At 75.5% G+C, this 17,811-nt stretch carries 16 protein-coding genes; 13 read left to right on the forward strand and 3 right to left on the reverse strand.

Annotation, left to right across the window (positions count from 1 at the left end; all coding sequences use genetic code 11):
- Positions 1-61: 61 nt before the first annotated feature.
- The 11 genes from ACIBAI_RS13750 to ACIBAI_RS13800 all read left to right on the forward strand — a co-directional run bounded on the left by ACIBAI_RS13750 (position 62) and on the right by ACIBAI_RS13800 (position 11,954).
- A complete protein-coding gene (locus tag ACIBAI_RS13750; RefSeq protein WP_399033861.1) occupies positions 62-475 on the forward strand; it encodes a DUF3151 domain-containing protein in 414 nt (137 codons plus the stop codon).
- A 159-nt stretch (positions 476-634) separates the two neighbouring features.
- Positions 635-1,492, forward strand: coding sequence for a tryptophan 2,3-dioxygenase family protein (locus ACIBAI_RS13755; RefSeq protein ID WP_399033862.1), 858 nt, complete (start codon positions 635-637; stop codon positions 1,490-1,492).
- A complete protein-coding gene (kynU, locus tag ACIBAI_RS13760) occupies positions 1,485-2,714 on the forward strand; it encodes a kynureninase (protein WP_399033863.1) in 1,230 nt (409 codons plus the stop codon). The genes ACIBAI_RS13755 and kynU overlap by 8 nt, the downstream gene beginning before the upstream one ends.
- Positions 2,715-3,172: 458 nt before the next feature.
- On the forward strand, positions 3,173-4,078 hold the full coding sequence (locus ACIBAI_RS13765; RefSeq protein ID WP_399033864.1) for an alpha/beta hydrolase: 906 nt from the start codon (positions 3,173-3,175) through the stop codon (positions 4,076-4,078).
- Positions 4,079-4,240: 162 nt separating this feature from the next.
- A complete protein-coding gene (locus ACIBAI_RS13770) occupies positions 4,241-5,290 on the forward strand; it encodes an alpha/beta hydrolase (RefSeq protein ID WP_399033866.1) in 1,050 nt (349 codons plus the stop codon).
- The gene (locus tag ACIBAI_RS13775) at positions 5,283-6,563 is read left to right on the forward strand and encodes an acyltransferase (protein ID WP_399033868.1); all 1,281 of its coding nucleotides are present in this window, start codon (positions 5,283-5,285) and stop codon (positions 6,561-6,563) included. The genes ACIBAI_RS13770 and ACIBAI_RS13775 overlap by 8 nt, the downstream gene beginning before the upstream one ends.
- Positions 6,556-7,911 (forward strand): sensor histidine kinase, encoded by a 1,356-nt coding sequence (locus tag ACIBAI_RS13780; RefSeq protein WP_399033870.1) that lies wholly within the window; start codon positions 6,556-6,558, stop codon positions 7,909-7,911. Before ACIBAI_RS13775 ends, ACIBAI_RS13780 begins: the two co-directional genes overlap by 8 nt.
- Positions 7,908-8,570 (forward strand): response regulator, encoded by a 663-nt coding sequence (locus ACIBAI_RS13785; protein ID WP_399033871.1) that lies wholly within the window; start codon positions 7,908-7,910, stop codon positions 8,568-8,570. Before ACIBAI_RS13780 ends, ACIBAI_RS13785 begins: the two co-directional genes overlap by 4 nt.
- 97 nt (positions 8,571-8,667) lie before the next feature.
- Positions 8,668-10,029: a sensor histidine kinase gene (locus tag ACIBAI_RS13790; RefSeq protein WP_399033872.1), complete on the forward strand. Its 1,362-nt coding sequence runs from the start codon at positions 8,668-8,670 to the stop codon at positions 10,027-10,029.
- On the forward strand, positions 10,026-10,691 hold the full coding sequence (locus ACIBAI_RS13795; RefSeq protein WP_399033874.1) for a response regulator: 666 nt from the start codon (positions 10,026-10,028) through the stop codon (positions 10,689-10,691). The genes ACIBAI_RS13790 and ACIBAI_RS13795 overlap by 4 nt, the downstream gene beginning before the upstream one ends.
- A 57-nt stretch (positions 10,692-10,748) precedes the next feature.
- The gene (locus tag ACIBAI_RS13800) at positions 10,749-11,954 is read left to right on the forward strand and encodes a cytochrome P450 (protein ID WP_399033875.1); all 1,206 of its coding nucleotides are present in this window, start codon (positions 10,749-10,751) and stop codon (positions 11,952-11,954) included.
- A gap of 131 nt (positions 11,955-12,085) precedes the next feature.
- Here the strand turns inward: ACIBAI_RS13800 and ACIBAI_RS13805 are convergent, their stop codons facing one another.
- Positions 12,086-13,690 (reverse strand): ABC transporter permease, encoded by a 1,605-nt coding sequence (locus ACIBAI_RS13805; RefSeq protein WP_399033877.1) that lies wholly within the window; start codon positions 13,688-13,690, stop codon positions 12,086-12,088.
- Positions 13,687-14,619, reverse strand: coding sequence for an ATP-binding cassette domain-containing protein (locus ACIBAI_RS13810; RefSeq protein WP_399033879.1), 933 nt, complete (start codon positions 14,617-14,619; stop codon positions 13,687-13,689). Before ACIBAI_RS13810 ends, ACIBAI_RS13805 begins: the two co-directional genes overlap by 4 nt.
- A gap of 103 nt (positions 14,620-14,722) precedes the next feature.
- On the opposite strand from ACIBAI_RS13810, the gene ACIBAI_RS13815 reads away from it, so the two are divergent.
- Positions 14,723-15,220 (forward strand): GbsR/MarR family transcriptional regulator, encoded by a 498-nt coding sequence (locus tag ACIBAI_RS13815; protein WP_399033881.1) that lies wholly within the window; start codon positions 14,723-14,725, stop codon positions 15,218-15,220.
- A 172-nt stretch (positions 15,221-15,392) separates the two neighbouring features.
- Here ACIBAI_RS13815 and ACIBAI_RS13820 read toward each other — a convergent pair whose 3' ends face one another.
- Entirely contained in the window at positions 15,393-16,247 is an 855-nt protein-coding gene (locus ACIBAI_RS13820) for a diacylglycerol kinase family protein (protein ID WP_399033882.1), read from the reverse strand.
- 186 nt (positions 16,248-16,433) lie between these two features.
- Here ACIBAI_RS13820 and ACIBAI_RS13825 point away from each other — a divergent pair, with 186 nt between their 5' ends.
- Positions 16,434-17,717 (forward strand): adenylosuccinate synthase, encoded by a 1,284-nt coding sequence (locus tag ACIBAI_RS13825; protein WP_399033884.1) that lies wholly within the window; start codon positions 16,434-16,436, stop codon positions 17,715-17,717.
- Positions 17,718-17,811: the final 94 nt, after the last annotated feature.

The raw sequence follows: 17,811 nt of genomic DNA on the forward strand, positions 1-17,811 counted from the left end.
AGCCCGGCGCCCGTGCGGTGCCGGGCTCTCGCGCGTACCGGGACGGTGCAGACTGGACCTCATGTCCATTCACGAGAACCTCCTCGGGGGACCGCCCCCGACCCACCTCCCCGACGACCCCGGCCCGCGCGAGCTGCTGGCGCGGGGCGCCGCGCCCGCCGAGGTCGCGGCCCAGTACCCCGCGTCCTCGCTGGCCTGGGCGCAGCTGGCCGACGAGGCGTTCGAGCGGGGCAGCGCCGTGGAGTCGTACGCGTACGCCCGTACCGGCTACCACCGCGGCCTGGACGCGCTGCGCCGCAACGGCTGGAAGGGCCACGGCCCGGTGCCCTGGGAGCACGAGCCGAACCGCGGCTTCCTGCGCGCCCTGCACGCCCTCGCCCGCGCCGCGCAGGCGATCGGCGAGAAGGAGGAGTACGAGCGCTGCACCCAGTTCCTGAAGGACTCCTCGCCGACGGCGGCCGAGGTGCTGGGCTGACGGCGGGACCGGGGGCCGTCACCCGCAAGGCCCGCCCGCGGCCGGGCGGGCCTTGCGCGGGGCGGAGGGGATTGCGCAGGATGCCGGTGGGGACCGGGGCCCCCGTGCCGGTAACGGCAGGGGCGGACCGCTACCCGGAGCGCACAACAGGAGACGGCGATGTCCCAACCGGCTCACGACCACCCTCGCACCGCTGAGGCGCACGAGCCCGAGACCCCGCATCTCGACTTCGAAGGCACCACGCCCTACGAGGACTACGTCAGGGCGGACGTGCTCACCCACCTCCAGCACCCCCTCTCCGACGATCCCGGGGAGATGGTCTTCCTGGTCACCACCCAGGTGATGGAGCTGTGGTTCACCGTCATCGTCCACGAGTGGGAGACCGCGGCGCGGGCGCTGCGCGGCGACGACGTGCCGACGGCGATCGCCGCGCTGAAGAGGTCCGTGCGGGAGCTGGAGGCGCTGAACGCCTCCTGGAAGCCGCTGGGGCAGCTCACCCCGGCGCAGTTCAACTCCTACCGCGGCGCCCTCGGCGACGGTTCCGGCTTCCAGTCGGCGATGTACCGCCGGCTGGAGTTCCTGCTCGGCGAGAAGTCCGCGTCCATGCTGGTCCCGCACCGGGGCGCGCCGCGCGTCCACGCCGAACTGGAGAAGGCGCTGCACGAGCCGAGCCTGTACGACGAGGTCCTGCGGCTGCTGGCGCGGCGCGGGTACGACATCCCCGAGGCCGTGCTGCGGCGCGACACGACGCGCGGGTACGAGCCGTCGCCGGAGGTGGAGGCGGTCTGGGCGGCGATCTACGCCGGTGACCAGAACGCCGAACTCGCCCGGCTGGGCGAGGCGTTGACCGACGTGGCCGAGCTGGTGTGGCGCTGGCGCAACGACCACCTGGTCGCCACCCGCCGCGCGATGGGCGCCAAGCCCGGCACCGGCGGCTCCGCCGGGGTGGCCTGGCTGGAGAAGCGGGCCCGCAAGAACGTGTTCCCCGAGCTGTGGACGGCGCGATCGTATGTCTGAACTGGTGTCGAAGGCGGAGGAACTGGACGCGGCCGACGAACTGGCCGGGCTGCGCGAGCGGTTCGTCCTCGATTCCGGGCCCGGTCACGCGGCCGGCGCCGCGGGGGTGTACCTGGACGGCAACTCGCTCGGCGCGCTGCCGGTGACCGTCCCGGACCGCGTCGCGGACGTCGTGCGGCGGCAGTGGGGCGAGCTGCGCATCCGGTCGTGGGAGGAGAGCGGCTGGTGGACCGCGCCCGAGCGGATCGGCGACCGGATCGCCCCGCTGGTGGGGGCGGCGGCCGGGCAGATCGTGGTCGGCGACTCCACCAGCGTCAACGTCTTCAAGGCGCTGGTGGGCGCGGTGCGGCTGGCCGGGGACGGCCGGGACGAGATCCTGGTCGACGCGACGACGTTCCCGACGGACGGGTACATCGCCGAGTCGGCGGCCCGGATGACGGGGCGTACGCTGCGGCCGGTGGCCCCGGCCGAGGTGCCGGGGGCGCTGAGCGGGCGCACCGCCGCCGTGCTGCTCAACCACGTCGACTACCGCACCGGCCGGCTGCACGACCTGCCGGCGCTCACCGCCGCGGTGCACGAGGCGGGGGCGTACGCCGTCTGGGACCTGTGCCACAGCGCGGGCGCGCTGCCGGTGGGCCTGGACGAGCACGGGGTGGACCTGGCGGTCGGCTGCACCTACAAGTACCTCAACGGCGGCCCCGGCGCGCCCGCGTACCTGTACGTGCGCCGGGAGGTGCAGGACCGCTTCGACTCGCCGCTGCCCGGCTGGAACTCGCACGCCGAGCCGTTCGGGATGCGGCCGGCGTACGCACCGGCTCCGGGCGCCCTGCGCGGCCGGGTCGGCACCCCGGACATCCTCTCCATGCTCGCCCTGGAGGCGGCCCTGGAGGTGTGGGACGGCGTGTCCGTCGAGGCGGTGCGGGCCAAGTCCCTGGCGCTGACGGACTTCTTCCTGGAGTGCGTGGCGGCGTACGCGGCTCCCGGCCGGGTGGAGTGCCTGACGCCGGTGGCGCACGCGGAGCGGGGCAGCCAGGTCGCGCTGCGCTGCGACGACGCCGAGCAGGTGATGCGGCGGCTGATCGAGCGGGGCGTGGTCGGGGACTTCCGCGCCCCGGACGTCCTGCGGTTCGGGTTCACGCCGCTGTACGTCGGCTTCGCCGACGTGGAGCGGGCGGCGCGGGTGCTGGGGGAGGTCCTGGCCCTCGCGGACGGCCGCCGGTGACGTACGTCCCGGCCGCCCGGGGCGGGGCCGTCCGGATCCGGGCGGCCGTGTCCCGGGCGGCCGTACCCCGGTGACGGCGGGCGCGTGCCGGGTGCGGCGGGCGCGGTGTTCTCCTCTGCGGGCTCTGCGGACCGCGGGCTCGGCGAGCTCGGCGGGCTTCGGCCGGTTCCGGCGGTTCCGGCGGGCTCCGGCGGCCGGCCCCGGCGGGCGGCGGACTTCGGCTTTCCCCGTGTCCTCGGCGGGCCTCGCGGGCTCTCGCCGTCCCCAGCGGGTTCCGGTGGCCCCCGGCGGCACGCCCGGCGGCGGTGTCCCGGCGTGGCGGAACGGCGGGATCGCAGGGCTTAACCGAGCGTGACATCCCCGTGTCCGCGCACGTCACCCGCCTGGTACCGTCCCGGCCAACGGCCGATTTTCTTCCCTGGTCCGCCAAGTTCGTTTCATCGCTGAGAGGTTGGGACATGCCGGACGACGCCGCAGCCCGCGCGGCCGCGGAGGCCCGCGCCGCCGAAGAAGAGAAGTCGGCGTTCTCGCACGCCCCCGTCGACCCCGACGGGACGGCCTCCTACGGGGACCATCCCGACCAGGTGATCGACTTCTACGCCCCGCGCGGACCGGGCGGGCCGGGCGGGCCGGCTCCCCTGGTCGTCGTCCTGCACGGGGGCGCCTGGCGGGCGCCGTACGACCGCCGGCACGTCAGCCCGTTCGCCGGCTTCCTGGCCCGGCGGGGCTTCGCGGTGGCCAGCGTGGAGTACCGGCGGGGCGCGGCGGGGGAGGCGGACGGCGACGCGGCCGCCGGGCGCTGGCCCGAGACCTTCGACGACGTGGCCGCCGCGCTCGACGCGCTCCCCGCGCTCGCCCGGCGGGCGCTGCCGCAGGCCGACCCGCGCCGCACGGTGCTCACCGGGCACTCGGCGGGCGGCCACCTCGCGCTGTGGGCGGCGGCCCGCCACGTGCTGCCCGCCGACGCCCCGTGGCGCACCGACGGCCCGCCTCCCCTGCGCGGCGTGGTCGCGCTCGCCCCGATCGCCGACCTCGCGGTCGCGGACGAGCTGGACGTGTGCGGCGGCGCGGTGCGGCAGCTCCTGGGCGGCGCCCCGGGCGACGACGGGCGGTTCGCCGAGCGCCTGCCGTACGCGGACCCCGCGCTGCTGCTGCCGACCGGCATCGCGACCACCCTGGTCCAGGGGCGGACGGACGTGGACGTCCCGCAGGCGGTCGCCGAGTCGTACGCGGACGCGGCGGCGAGGGCCGGCGAGGTGGTGGGGGTGACGCTGCTGGCGGACGTCGGCCACTTCCCCCTGATCGACCCGGCGACGGACGCGTGCGCGGTGGTGGCGGAGGAGATCGCGCAACTGGCGTGGTGAGGGGGCGGGCAAGGGCGGTGGGGGCGGCCCGGTCGTACCCGTAGTACCTGAGAGCCACACCGCGAGTGAGCTCCCCGGCGTGACGCGGACGACGCCGCGCGGTCCGTAACTTCCCCTCCGTGCCGGCCCGAAGGCCGGGCGGACGGGGAGGAGACGAGGACCGTGGGACGTGACGGGCGGGACAGCCGGCGGGACCGGGCGCGGAAACGGGGGCACGAGCGGGGCCGCGCACCCGCCCGTGCCCGCCTCCGCGGGCGGCGCCGTGCCGTCCGCGCCCTCCTCGCCGCCCTCGTCACCGCCGGCGTGGTCCTGCCCCTGTCCGCCGCCGCGCGCCCGCAGACCCCCGCCCCGGCCCCGGCGTCGCCCGCCGCCCCCGCCACACCGGCCGGGCTGGACCGGACGTACGCCGCCCACCGGGCCAACGCCGCCCGGGCCGCCCGGATGGCAGGCGCCCACGGCGACCACCGCCGCGCGGCCGTGGACCGCTCCCTGGCCGCCCCCTCCCGGCAGCTCCTGGCCTTCGACGGGCGCGGCACCGGCCGGGTCACGGAGGTCTTCGGCGGCCTCGCCCGCGCGGACCGCGTCGCCGTCCTGGTCCCGGGCTCCGACACCGGCCTCGACACCTACGGCCGCTTCCGCGCCGCCGCCCTCGCCCTGCACCGGCAGCTCGCGCGGCAGGCCCCGCCGGGCACGCGCACCGCGGTCGTGGCCTGGCTGGGCTACGAGACGCCCGGCACGGTCAGCGCGGCGGTCGCCACCACCGGCCGCGCCGAACGGGCCGCCCCGCGCCTGCGCGCCCTCGTGCGCGACCTGCACGGCGTCACCGGCCACCGGGCGCGGATCTCCCTGATCTGCCACTCCTACGGCTCGGTCGTCTGCGGGCGCGCCGCCCGCGGCCTGGACGTCTCCGACCTCGTCCTGATCGGCAGTCCCGGCACCGGCGCGGACTCCGCCCGCGCCCTGCGCGCCCGGGCCCGGGTCTGGGCGGCCCGCGGCGCCGGCGACTGGGTGGAGAACGTGCCGCACCTCGACGTCGACCTGTTCGGCACCACGGTCGGCTTCGGCGCCGACCCCGTCTCCCCGGCGTTCGGCGCCCGGGTCTTCGCCGCCGGCGACGCCGGCCACAGCGACTACTTCACCCCGGGCTCCGCCTGTCTGGCGAACCTCGCCCGGATCGCCCTCGGCGAGACCTCGGCGGTGACCCGTGACTGACCTGAAGGCATCCCTGCGCGGCGCGGGGGACGGCGTGCGGCGGCGCGCCGCCCGGATCGACGCCGCCACCCCGGCGGAGCGGGACCGCGCCGTGGACGCCCTGCGTGCCCTGGCCGTCCTCGGGGTCGTCCTCGGCCACTGGCTGGTGACGGCCCTGGTCGCGGACGGCCGCGCCCTGCGCACGGACAGTCCCCTGCGGCACCTGCCCTGGTTGGCCCCCGTCTCCTGGATGTTCCAGACCCTCGCCGTGTTCTTCCTGGTCGGCGGGCACGTGGCGACCCGCGGATACGCCTCGGCCCGCGCCCGCGGCGTCCCGTACCACCACTGGCTGCGCGGCCGTCTGGCCCGGCTGTTCCGGCCGGTCGCCGCCGTCCTCGCCCTGTGGGCGGTCGCCACGGCCGCGCTGCTGCTCTCCACAGCCGAGTACGCGACCACGCGCACGCTGGTGAAACTGGCGCTGTCCCCGCTGTGGTTCCTGCTGGTGTTCGCCGCCCTCACGGCCGCCACCCCGCTGCTGGCCCGGCTCCACCCGCTGTGGCCGCTGGCCGTCGTCCTCCACGTGGACCTGCTGCGCTTCGGCTTCGGCGGCCCCGCCTGGCTCGGCTGGGCGAACCTGGCCGCGGGCTGGCTGGTGCCCTACACGCTCGGCGCCGCCTGGGCGCGGGGCGAGCTGGACGGGCCCCGCGCGGGCCGGCTCCTGCTCGTGGGCGGTACGGCGGCGGCCGCGGCCCTGGTCGTGTGGGCGGGCTACCCGGCGTCGATGGTCGGCGTGCCGGGCGCCGGGGTGTCCAACCTGGACCCGCCGACGCTGGCCGCCGTCGCCTTCGGCGTGGCCCAGTGCGGTCTCGCGCTGCTGCTGCGGGAGCGGCTGCGGCGCGCGATGCGGCGGCCGGTGGCGTGGGCGGCGGTGGCGCTGGTCAACCTCCGCGCGATGACGGTCTTCCTCTGGCACCAGACGGCCCTGATGGCGGCCACGGCCACCGGGCTCCTCGCGGGCCGGCTGCCCGGCCTGCACACCCGCCCCGACGGCCTGGACTGGATCGCGGCCCGGCTCGCCTGGCTGCCGGTGTTCGCCGCGGTCCTGGCGGTCTGCCTGGCCGCCTTCCACTCCTGGGAGCGGGGCGGCGGGCGGGGCCGTGCGCGGGTGGTGCGGGCGCACCGGCCGTCGGGCCGGGGGACGCCGACGGGGCGGGCCGTGTCCAGGGTGTCGGAGGGCGGGGGCGGCCGTGTCCAGGATGTCGGTGCGGCGGGGACGGGAGCAGGCTGTGTCTAGGGTGGGCGGTGTGACGGAGACGGGGACGGACCGCGCCCTGCGGTGGCTGCGGGTGTTACGGGACGACCTGTGGACCATGCGGGCCGACCCTCTGCCCCCCTCGGTCTGGTTGCGCTGGCTGCCGCACGGGGTCGTGTGCCTGGCCGCGCTCGGGATCTTCGCCGGGGACCTGCCGCAGCTCCAGGACCACGGCCGGCTCGCCTTCGGGCTCGCCCTCCCCGTCGCCCTCGCGCAGGGCGGCGCGGTGGCGCTCGCGCTGTGGCGGCCGGTCCCGGCGTGGTGGCTGTCGATGGCGGCCATGGTGGTGGGGGCGTTCGCGGTGCGCGCCCTGATGGTCGTCGACGGATACAAGTTCACCTGGCCCTGGACCTCCGCGGGGATCATCGGGCACCTGCTCGTCTCGCTGCTGCTCGCCCTGCGGGTCCGCACCCGGGTGTCCGCGGAGGCGCTGGCGCTGACCGCGCTGGCCACCTACGTCGTCCAGGGCCTGGTGGGCGGGCGGAACTACCAGCCCACCGGGAAGCTCGCCGTCGTCCTGTACGCGGTCGTCGTCGTCCTCGGCATCGCCCTGCGCGGCCGGCGCGAGGCCCGTGCCGAGCTGGTGCGGCAGACCACGCTCACCACCGAGGAACGCGCCCGCCGCACCCTGCTGGAGGAGCGCAGCCGCATCGCCCGCGAGCTGCACGACGTGGTCGCCCACCACATGTCCGTCATCTCCATCCAGGCCCAGGTCGCCCCCCACCTGGTCCAGGACCCGCCCGAGGAGCTGCGGGAGAACCTCGCCGGGATCCGCCAGAACGCCGTGGAGGCGCTGACCGAACTGCGCCGGGTGCTGGACGTGCTGCGTTCCGAGCCCCTCGTCCCGCACGCGGGCGAGGACGGTTCCGGCGCCGCCCCGCACGCCCCGCAGCCCACCCTCGACCGGCTTCCGGCGCTGGTGGAGAACACCCGGGCGGCCGGACTGACCGTGACCACCGAGATCACCGGCGAACGCCGGCCGCTGCCGCCCGCCGTGGAGCTGTCGGCGTACCGGATCGTGCAGGAGGCGCTGAGCAACGTGCTGCGCCACGCCCCCGGCGCCACCGCCCACGTCGCCCTCGCCTACGGCCCGCGGGAGCTGCGGGTGGAGGTGGTCAACACCCGGCCCGGGCGCGCGGCACCGCCGTCCTCCGGCGCCGGGCACGGGCTGCTCGGCATGCGGGAACGGGCCGCGATGCTCGGCGGCAGCCTCACGGCCGGTCCCGGGGCGGACGGCGGCTACCGGGTCCGCGCCCTCCTCCCGGTCCCCTCCCGCACCGGCCCCGCGATCCCCGCTCCCGGCTCCCCTCCCAAGGACGGCACCGCATGATCCGCGTACTGATCGCCGACGACCAGCAGATGGTCCGGCAGGGCTTCACCGTGCTGCTGAACGCGCAGCCCGACATCGAGGTGGCCGGTCAGGCGGTGGACGGCCTGGACGCGGTCGCGCAGGTCGCCGAGCTGACCCCGGACGTGGTGCTGATGGACATCCGTATGCCCGAGCTCGGCGGCATCGAGGCCACCCGGCGCATCACCGCCGCCACCCCGCACGTCCGGGTGCTGATGCTGACCACCTTCGACCTCGACGAGTACGTGTACGAGGCGCTGCGCGCGGGCGCCTCCGGCTTCCTGCTGAAGGACGCGTCGGCCGATCAGCTCGCCGAGGCGGTCCGGGTGGTGGCGGCCGGGGACGCCCTGCTCGCGCCCGGGATCACCCGGCGGCTCATCGCGCAGTTCTCCCGCCTGGACGGCAGGCCCCGCCCGCCGCTGCGGGAACGCGTCGGCGGCCTCACCGAACGCGAGACGGAGGTGCTCGCGCTCATCGCGCAGGGCCTGTCCAACGCGGAGATCGCCGGGCGGCTGGTGGTCGCCGAGCAGACGGTGAAGACCCATGTGGGCCGGATCCTGGTGAAGCTGGGCCTCAGGGACCGCACCCAGGCGGCGGTGTTCGCGTACGAGTCGGGTCTGGTCCGTCCCTCGGGGTACTGAAGGGCCCCGCGCGGTCCGTGTAGTACCTGAGACGGACGCCGGGAAACCCGTCCCGGCGGGGACGACCGCCGCCACCCGGTCGGCCTACCGTGTGGGCGTGACCGATACCACTCATCCGCAGCCGCAGGCCCCGGCCTCCGGGGGCCGGGCCGGAACCCTCCGCAGCCCGGAGTACCGGCTGGCCCAGAAAGCCCTGCGCGGACTGCGCCAGGACCTGTTCCACGACGCCTTCGCCTACCGACCGCTGCCGCCCCGGCGCACGGACGGCCCGTTCACCGGCCGGCTGCCCGCCCGGCTGCGGCCGGCCGCGGAACACCTCCCGCACGCGGTGGTGGGGGCGGTCGCGCTGCTCGCCCTGGGCGTCGGCACGCTGGAGAGCGGCATGCCCGGCGGGGACGTGCCGGCCCTGCTGGCCGGCCTGCTGTGCGCGCTCCCGGTGCTCGCCACGCTGGTCCGGCCGGTCGGCGCGTTCTGGCTGTCGCTGGGGGCGACCGTGGTGGTGGCGTTCCTCCACGGCGGCGAGGGCGACTGGCCGTGGATGCCCGGCTCGTTCATCTGCCACCTGGCGGTGCTGGTCGTCGTGGCGCTGCGCACCCGGCCCCGCACCGCCGCGTGGATGTGGGTGCTGACCGTCGTGTACGCCCTCCTCACGGACGTGGTCTTCGGCGGGGCGTACTACTACACGAACGGCGGGCCCATGGTGGTGGTCTCCGCCCTCGCCCTGCTCGCGGTCGCCGTCTGGCACATCCGCCGCGAGGCCCGGCAGGAGGTGACCGCCCAGCAGACGGTGACCGAGCACGAGCGCTCCCGGCGCACCCTGCTGGAGGAGCGCACCACCATCGCCCGCGAGCTGCACGACGTGGTCGCCCACCACATGTCGGTGGTCGCCATCCAGGCGGAGGCCGCGCCCTACCGGGTGGAGAACCCGCCGCCGGAGCTGGAACGGGCCTTCGCCACCATCCGGGAGAACGCGGTGGCGGCCCTCACCGAGCTGCGCCGCGTCCTGGGCGTGGTCCGCGCCGAGGACTACCAGGCCCCGGACGCCCCGCAGCCCACCCTCGCCGACCTGGACGGGCTGCTGGCCAACGTGCGGGACGCCGGCCTGACCGTGGAGAAGGCGGTGACCGGCGCGGTGCGCGAGCTGCCGCAGGGCGTGGAGCTGTCGGCGTACCGGATCGTGCAGGAGGCGCTGAGCAACACCCTCCGGCACGCGCCCGGCGCGCGCGCCCGCGTCGAGATCGGGTACGTCCTCGGCGGCCTCGGCCTGCGCGTGGTCAACGACCCGCCGCCGGACCTCGCCCTGGTGAAGCCCTCGCCGGGAGCCGGGCACGGCATCACGGGCATGCGGGAGCGGGTGACCATGCTGAACGGCGAGATGACGGCGGGACCGACACAGGACGGCGGCTACGAGGTGACGGTGTTCCTGCCGGTGCCCGCCGCGGGTGAGGGCGGGGCATGACGATCCGGGTACTGATCGCGGACGACCAGATGATGGTCCGCGAGGGTTTCTCCGTCCTGCTGAACGCGATGCCGGACATCGAGGTCGCCGGCGAGGCCGTCAACGGCCGGGAGGCCGTCGCGAAGGTCCGCGAACTCGCCCCCGACGTGGTGCTGATGGACATCCGCATGCCCGAGCTGAACGGCATCGAGGCGACCCGGGAGATCGTCGCCGCGGACGGCGCGGCGAAGGTGCTGGTGCTGACCACCTTCGACCTCGACGAGTACGTGTACCAGGCGCTGCGCGCGGGCGCCTCCGGCTTCCTGCTCAAGGACGCCTCGGCCCGGCAGCTCGCCGAGGGCGTGCGGGTGGTGGCGTCCGGCGAGGCGCTGCTGGCCCCCTCGGTCACCAGGCGCCTGATCACCGAGTTCTCCAAGCTGTCCGACGCCCCCCGCCCGATGCCGTCCGGGCAGTCGGCGTACGGCGACCTGACCGAGCGGGAGACGGAGGTGCTGGTCCTGATCGCGCAGGGCCTGTCCAACGCGGAGATCGCCGGGCGGCTGGTGGTCGCCGAGTCGACGATCAAGACCCACGTCAGCCGGATCCTGGTGAAGCTGGGCCTCAGGGACCGCACCCAGGCGGCGGTGTTCGCCTACGAGGCCCGGCTGGTCACGCCGGGCTGACCCACCGGCCGCCAGGACCCCTGGCCGGGCAGGGGGTCGCCGGGCTAGCGTCCGTCCATGTCAGCCTTCGACCCGTGGGACCCGGCGTTCGTCGCCGACCCGTACCCCGCCTACGCCGACCTGCGCGCCCGAGGCCGCGTGATCCGCTACGAACCCACCGACCAGTGGCTGGTCCCGCACCACGCGGACGTCTCGGCGCTGCTGCGGGACCGCCGCCTGGGCCGCACCTACCGGCACCGCTTCACCCACGAGGAGTTCGGCCGCACCCCGCCCCCGCCGGAGCACGAGCCGTTCCACACGCTCAACGACCACGGGATGCTCGACCTGGAGCCGCCGGACCACACCCGCATCCGGCGCCTGGTGTCGAAGGCGTTCACCCCGCGCACGGTGGAGCGGCTGAAGCCGTACGTGCGGGGGCTCGCGGACCGCCTGGCGGCGGACCTGGTGGCGGCGGGCGGCGGCGATCTGCTGACGGACGTGGCGGAACCGCTCCCGGTCGCGGTGATCGCCGAGATGCTGGGCATCCCGGAGGCGGACCGCGCCCCGCTGCGCCCCTGGTCGGCGGAGATCTGCGGCATGTACGAGCTGAACCCGTCGCAGGAGACGGCGGCGCGGGCGGTCCGCGCGTCGGTGGAGTTCTCGGACTACCTCCGCGAGCTGATCGCCGAGCGCCGCGAGAAGCCGGGCGACGACCTGGTCTCGGCCCTGATCGCGGCCCACGACGAGGGCGACCGCCTGACCGAGCAGGAGATGATCTCCACCTGCGTCCTGTTGCTCAACGCGGGCCACGAGGCCACGGTGAACGCCACCGTCAACGGCTGGTGGGCCCTGTTCCGCAACCCCGGCCAGCTGGCGGCCCTGCGCGCGGACCACTCCCTGGTCCCGTCCGCCGTGGAGGAGCTGATGCGCTACGACACCCCGCTCCAGCTCTTCGAACGGTGGGTCCTGGACGACGTCGAGATCGACGGCACGGTGATCCCGCGGGGCTCGGAGGTCGCGCTGCTCTTCGGCTCCGCCAACCACGACCCGGCGGTCTTCACCGCCCCGGACCGCCTGGACCTCACCCGCAGGGACAATCCGCACATCTCCTTCAGCGCCGGCCTCCACTACTGCATCGGCGCCCCGCTGGCCCGCATCGAACTGGCGGCGTCGATGACGGCGCTGCTGGAGCGGGCCCCGGCCCTGCGCCTGGCGGCGGAGCCGGAACGCAAGCCGAACTTCGTGATCCGGGGGCTGAAGGGGCTGAGCGTCGAGGTCGGGTGACCACCCGTCGGGCCGGCCGCGCGGGGCGAGGCGTCCGGGGCGCGCCGGGGGCTCGGCGCACCGGTGCGCGCCTCGGGGAGGCCGCCGCGACGGTCACGGCACGGCGGCCGGCCGACGGGACCGGCGGGCCGTCAGCTCGCCAGGTCCCGCCGCCGCAGCCCCACCAGCCCCGCTCCCGTCAGCACCGCCGCGAGCCCGGTCAGGGCCAGCACCGGCCCCCACTCCAGCTCCCCGCCCGGCAGCTTCGGCAGGTGCCCGAACGGCGAGAGGTCCAGCACCGCCCGGGGGAGGTCGAGCGCCGGCCCGACCCAGCCGATCAGCAGGGCCGTCCCGGCGACCGCCCACGCCGCCGGCGCCGCCCGCGGGACCAGGCCGTACAGCAGCACCGCCACCCCGCCGACCACCCACACCGCGGGCACCTGCACCAGGCACGCGGCCAGGATCGGCCCGGTCCGCCCGCCGTGACCGGCGGCGCAGCCGAGCGCCGCGAGCAGCATGATCCACACGGTGCCGGCGAAGGCGATCACCAGATGCCCGGCGGCCCACCGCAGCCGTCCCACCGCGCCCGCCAGCACCGGTTCCGCGCGCCCCGAACCCTCCTCGCCGGACAGCCGCAGCACCGACGCCACGACGTACAGCGCGGCGATCAGCCCGAGCACGCCGATCATCGCCGACAGGAACGCGTCCGCCGGCCCGGTCTGCCCGCCCATCCGCTCGATGACGCGCCGGGCGTCGTCGTTGTCGCCGAGCAGATCCGTCGCGGCCCCGGCCATCCCGCCGTAGACGGCCCCGGCGAGGAGGAAGCCGACGCTCCAGCCCAGCACGCCGCCCCGGTGCAGCCGCCAGGCCAGTGCCCCGGCGCCGCCCAGGCGGCCGGTGGCCGGTCCCGGCCGGGCCGGCAGGAAGCCCATGCCGACGTCCCGGCGCCCGGCCAGCGCGTACGCCACCGCCCCCTGCGCCAGCACCGCCCCCAGCGGCACCAGCAGGACCCACCAGCGCTCGCCCGCGAACGCCCGCAGGTTCTCCAGCCAGCCCAGCGGCGACAGCCAGGTCAGCGGGGACGAACCGTCGTCCGCCGCCGCGTCGCCCGCCGCGCGCAGGACGAAGGCGGCGCCCAGCACCGCCGCCGTCAGGCCCCGGGCCGGCCGCGCGCTCTCCGTCAGCTGGGCCACGACCGCAGCCGCCGTCGCGAAGACCATCCCGACGCCCGCGAGCCCGAGTCCGAACGCCACTGCCCCCGCCGCGCCCTGCCCGGCCAGCCCGGCCGTCACCAGCAGGGCCAGGGCGGCGTTCGCGGCCAGCGCCGTCAGCAGGGCCGCCGTCAGCGGCGCGCGGCGCCCCACCGCCCCGGACGCCAGCAGTTCCTGACGGCCGCTCTCCTCCTCGTCGCGGGTGTGCCGCACGACGATCAGCAGGCTGGTCACGGCGGCCAGCGCCCCCGCGTACACGCCGGTGCGCCAGGCCGTCAGCGCGCCGAGGGAGTCGCCGAAGACGGGGCCGGTCATGGCGCGCAGGGCGGCGCTGGTCTCCACCTGCCGCAGCAGGCCGGCGCGTTCGACCGCCGTGCCGTACAGGCTGCCGAGCGTGTTCGGCATGGAGAGGACCAGCAGCGCGTTCACCGCGACCCAGACCGGGATCAGCACGCGGTCGCGGCGCAGGGCGAAGCGCAGCAGGACCGCCGTGCCCGCCAGCGGGCGGGAGCCGCCGGAGCGGGTGGGGAGGACCGCGGTGGTCATCGGGCCACCGCCTCGTCCCGCTCACCCTGCTCGTCCCGTTCGTCCCGGTAATGCCGCAGGAACAGCTCCTCCAGCGTCGGCGGCGTCGAGGTCAGGGACCGCACTCCCACGCCGGTCAGCGCCCTGAGGGCGGCGTCCAGCCCGTCGGTGTCGACCTGGAACCGCACCCGCCGCCCCCGCACGTCGAGGCCGTGGACGCCGGGCAGGGCCGCGAGCCCGTCCGGCGGTCCGGCGAGTTCGGCGGTGACGCTCGTCCGCGTCAGATGCCGCAGCTCGGCCAGCGAACCGCTCTGCACGGTCCGGCCCCTGCGGATGATGCTGACCCGGTCGCACAGCTCCTCCACCTCGCTGAGGATGTGCGAGGACAGCAGCACCGTCCGCCCGCGCTCCCGCTCCTCCCGCACGCACCGCTGGAAGACCGCCTCCATCAGCGGGTCCAGCCCCGAGGTCGGCTCGTCCAGGATCAGCAGGTCGACGTCCGAGGCGAAGGCGGCGACCAGGGCGACCTTCTGCCGGTTGCCCTTGGAGTACGTACGGCCCTTCTTGGTCGGGTCGAGTTCGAAGCGCTCGATCAGCTCGGCGCGGCGCCTCGCGTCCAGCCCTCCGCGCAGCCTGCCGTACAGGTCGATGACCTCGCCGCCGGAGAGGTTGCGCCACAGCGTCACGTCGCCGGGGACGTAGGCGATGCGGCGGTGCACCTCCACCGCGTCCCGCCACGGGTCGTGGCCGAGGACGGACGCGGTGCCCGCGTCGGCGCGCAGCAGGCCGAGCAGGATCCGGATGGCGGTGGACTTGCCGGCGCCGTTGGGCCCCAGGAAGCCGTGCACCTCACCGGCTTCGACCCTCAGGTCGAGACCGTCGAGCGCGTGCGTCCGGCCGAACGACTTGTGCAGTCCGGACGTTTCGAGAGCGGGGCGTGCCTTCGTCATGCTTCAGAACGTACGCTTCTTTCAGAAATTTGTGAAGTTAAGGAAATGGGCGAATCGTGGGTAGGCTTGCGGACGGCGGCTGAGCAGGGGAGATGATCGGAGCATGGCGGAGGCGGACGGGACGCGCCGGGACCCGGAGGCGGTGTCGCGCTTCGTGGAGCACTTCGCGGCGCAGCTCGTGGAGGCGGGGCTGCCGCGGATGCCCGCCCGGGTCTTCGCCGCGCTGCTCGCCTCCGACTCCGGTGCCCTGACCTCCGCCGAGCTGGGCGAACAGCTCAGGATCAGCCCCGGCGCGGTCTCCGGGGCGGTGCGCTACCTGGCGCAGGTGCACATGCTGTCGCGCGAGCGGGAGCCCGGGTCGCGGCGCGAGCGGTACCGGGTGCACAGCGACCAGTGGTACGAGACGCTCACCAGCCGCGAGGCGGTCCTCAAGCGCTGGGAGGACGCCCTGCGCGAGGGCGTGGCCGGCCTGGGGGCCGACACCCCGGCGGGCCGCCGGATCGCCGAGACGCTCGCCTTCTTCGAGTTCCTCGAGCAGGAGTTCACCGCGCTGATGGAGCGCTGGCGCGTGCACCGCGAGAAAACCTTCGGCGGCGCCTGAGAAACCCTTCCCGGCACCTGGCGGGCCCTTCCCGGCACCCGACGGGCCCTCCCCGGCCTCCGAGAAGACCCTCGCGGTACCGGAGGAGCCCTTCCCGGCGCCCGACGCCGGGCCCCGGCCGGGGCACCCCTTCATCCCCGCCCGGTCCCGCTCCCCACTCCCGGCTCTCCCCTCACCCCGCCCCCGGCAGCACCAGCCCCCACGCCCTCTCCCGCACCTCCCACGTCCGCGTGCCCACCGGCCCGGACACCGCCGCGTCCGCCCGGTAGCGGAAGTGCGCCCCCGACACCGTCACCGTCCGGCCCCGCGCCAGCAGCGGCGCCGCCTCCGCGCCCAGCGACACCGGCCGCACCTCGACGTCGGCCGTCCCCGGGCCGCCCGGCGCGACCGACACGGCCTCCACCGGCTGGCCGAGGTCGACCAGGGTCTCGCCGTCGACCTCGACCCGCAGCCGGGCCGGCCCGACCGCGGACACGGCCGCGGTCCGGGGCGGGCGGACCGGCACCAGGGTCCGCACCAGGGACTGGTACGTCCGCAGCCAGGGCCGGGCCGGCATCGCCGCCGCGGCCTCCCGCGCCGAGACCGGGGGGATGCGCAGCGCCCCCAGCACCACCCCGTCGCTGTCGTCGGCCAGCAGGTCCAGCCGCCGCTCCGTCCCGTCCAGCGCCGCCCGCGCCGCCGCCACCGCCCCCGTCGGCACCCCCAGCGACCGGACGAGCGCGAGGGCCGGGCCCACCGGCACCACCGCCAGGGCGCAGTGCGCCAGCTCCCGCTGCCGGTGCAGCAGCGACACCGCCCGGACCAGCGTCCGGTCGTCGCCGACGACCACCGGCCGCCGCGATCCGCGCCGGGCGAGCGCGCGGGCGAACTCCTCCGGGCCGTCCGGCAGGCACAGCTTCATGCCCGCCGCGCCCGCGCCGAGCACGTCCTTCGCGATCCGGACGGACTCGCCGTCCGCCCGACGGGCGACCGGGTCGATGACCACCAGCAGCTGATCGGGCGTCGCGGAAGTCGCCACCTCGGCCATGCCTCGCTTCCTCGGGTAGCATCTTTGTGCAAGAGCCCCTTTGCGCTATTGCGCCAGGGGCTTCGTCTATTCCGGGGCATCCGGTCCGACGGTTGGCGGCCAACGGTGGTCGCGGTGCACGCGGCGGAAACCCTCCGCGTACGCCCCTGACCTTGGACATGCCCCGCCCGGAAGGGGTGTACGCGCGTGCCCGCACTTGTGCTGCTCGGTGCTCAGTGGGGTGACGAAGGCAAGGGAAAGGCCACGGACCTGCTCGGCGGGTCGGTTGACTATGTGGTGCGTTACCAGGGCGGCAACAACGCCGGCCACACGGTCGTCGTCGGCGACCAGAAGTACGCGCTGCACCTTCTCCCTTCCGGAATCCTGTCGCCCGGCTGTACGCCGGTCATCGGAAACGGCGTCGTCGTCGACCCGTCGGTCCTGCTCTCCGAGCTGAGCGGGCTGAACGAGCGCGGCGTCGACACCTCCAAACTGCTGATCAGCGGCAACGCCCACATCATCACGCCGTACAACGTCACCGTCGACAAGGTGACCGAGCGCTTCCTCGGCAAGCGGAAGATCGGCACGACCGGGCGCGGGATCGGGCCGACGTACGCCGACAAGATCAACCGGGTCGGCATCCGCGTGCAGGACCTGTACGACGAGTCGATCCTCACCCAGAAGGTCGAGGCGGCCCTCGACGTCAAGAACCAGATCCTCACCAAGCTGTACAACCGGCGCGCCATCGCCGCCGGCCAGGTCGTCGAGGAGCTGCTGGACTACGCCGAGAAGCTGCGGCCGTACGTCGCCGACACGGTGCTGGTCCTCAACCAGGCCCTCGACGAGGACAAGGTCGTGCTCTTCGAGGGCGGCCAGGGCACCCTGCTGGACATCGACCACGGCACGTACCCGTTCGTGACGTCCTCGAACCCGACCGCGGGCGGCGCCTGCACCGGCACGGGCGTCGGCCCGACCCGGATCAGCCGCGTCATCGGCATCCTCAAGGCGTACACCACGCGCGTCGGCGCCGGCCCCTTCCCGACCGAGCTGTTCGACGAGGACGGCGAGGCGCTGCGCCGCATCGGCGGCGAGCGGGGCGTGACCACGGGCCGCGACCGGCGCTGCGGCTGGTTCGACGCGGTCATCGCCCGGTACGCGACCCGGGTCAACGGCCTGACCGACTTCTTCCTGACCAAGCTCGACGTGCTCACCGGCTGGGAGGAGATCCCGGTCTGCGTGGCGTACGAGATCGACGGCAGGCGGGTCGAGGAACTGCCGTACTCGCAGACCGACTTCCACCACGCGAAGCCGGTCTACGAGACGCTGCCGGGCTGGTCCGAGGACATCACGGGCGCCAAGACCTTCGCCGACCTGCCGAAGAACGCGCAGAACTACGTCAAGGCCCTGGAGGAGATGTCCGGCGCCCCGATCTCCGCGATCGGCGTCGGCCCGGGCCGCGACCAGACGATCGAGATCAACTCGTTCCTCTGATCCTCCCGGGCGCTTCACCACGGCAGCGGGACAGGGCGGCCCACGCTCCACCGGGGACGGTGGGACGTGGGCCGTCGGCGTAGCGGGATGCGGG

The organism is Streptomyces sp. NPDC051041 (assembly GCF_044456065.1).
Taxonomy (GTDB): Bacteria; Actinomycetota; Actinomycetes; order Streptomycetales; family Streptomycetaceae; genus Streptomyces; species Streptomyces glaucus.

Bases quoted from the DNA above. Each gene is read 5' to 3' on its own strand.
- ACIBAI_RS13765 (WP_399033864.1), top strand. From the start codon at position 3,173: ATGCCGGACGACGCCGCAGCCCGCGCGGCCGCGGAGGCCCGCGCCGCC.
- ACIBAI_RS13805 (WP_399033877.1), bottom strand. From the start codon at position 13,690: ATGACCACCGCGGTCCTCCCCACCCGCTCCGGCGGCTCCCGCCCGCTG.
- ACIBAI_RS13795 (WP_399033874.1), top strand. From the start codon at position 10,026: ATGACGATCCGGGTACTGATCGCGGACGACCAGATGATGGTCCGCGAG.
- ACIBAI_RS13820 (WP_399033882.1), bottom strand. From the start codon at position 16,247: ATGGCCGAGGTGGCGACTTCCGCGACGCCCGATCAGCTGCTGGTGGTC.
- kynU (WP_399033863.1), top strand. From the start codon at position 1,485: ATGTCTGAACTGGTGTCGAAGGCGGAGGAACTGGACGCGGCCGACGAA.
- ACIBAI_RS13815 (WP_399033881.1), top strand. From the start codon at position 14,723: ATGGCGGAGGCGGACGGGACGCGCCGGGACCCGGAGGCGGTGTCGCGC.
- ACIBAI_RS13785 (WP_399033871.1), top strand. From the start codon at position 7,908: ATGATCCGCGTACTGATCGCCGACGACCAGCAGATGGTCCGGCAGGGC.
- ACIBAI_RS13800 (WP_399033875.1), top strand. From the start codon at position 10,749: ATGTCAGCCTTCGACCCGTGGGACCCGGCGTTCGTCGCCGACCCGTAC.
- ACIBAI_RS13755 (WP_399033862.1), top strand. From the start codon at position 635: ATGTCCCAACCGGCTCACGACCACCCTCGCACCGCTGAGGCGCACGAG.
- ACIBAI_RS13750 (WP_399033861.1), top strand. From the start codon at position 62: ATGTCCATTCACGAGAACCTCCTCGGGGGACCGCCCCCGACCCACCTC.
- ACIBAI_RS13810 (WP_399033879.1), bottom strand. From the start codon at position 14,619: ATGACGAAGGCACGCCCCGCTCTCGAAACGTCCGGACTGCACAAGTCG.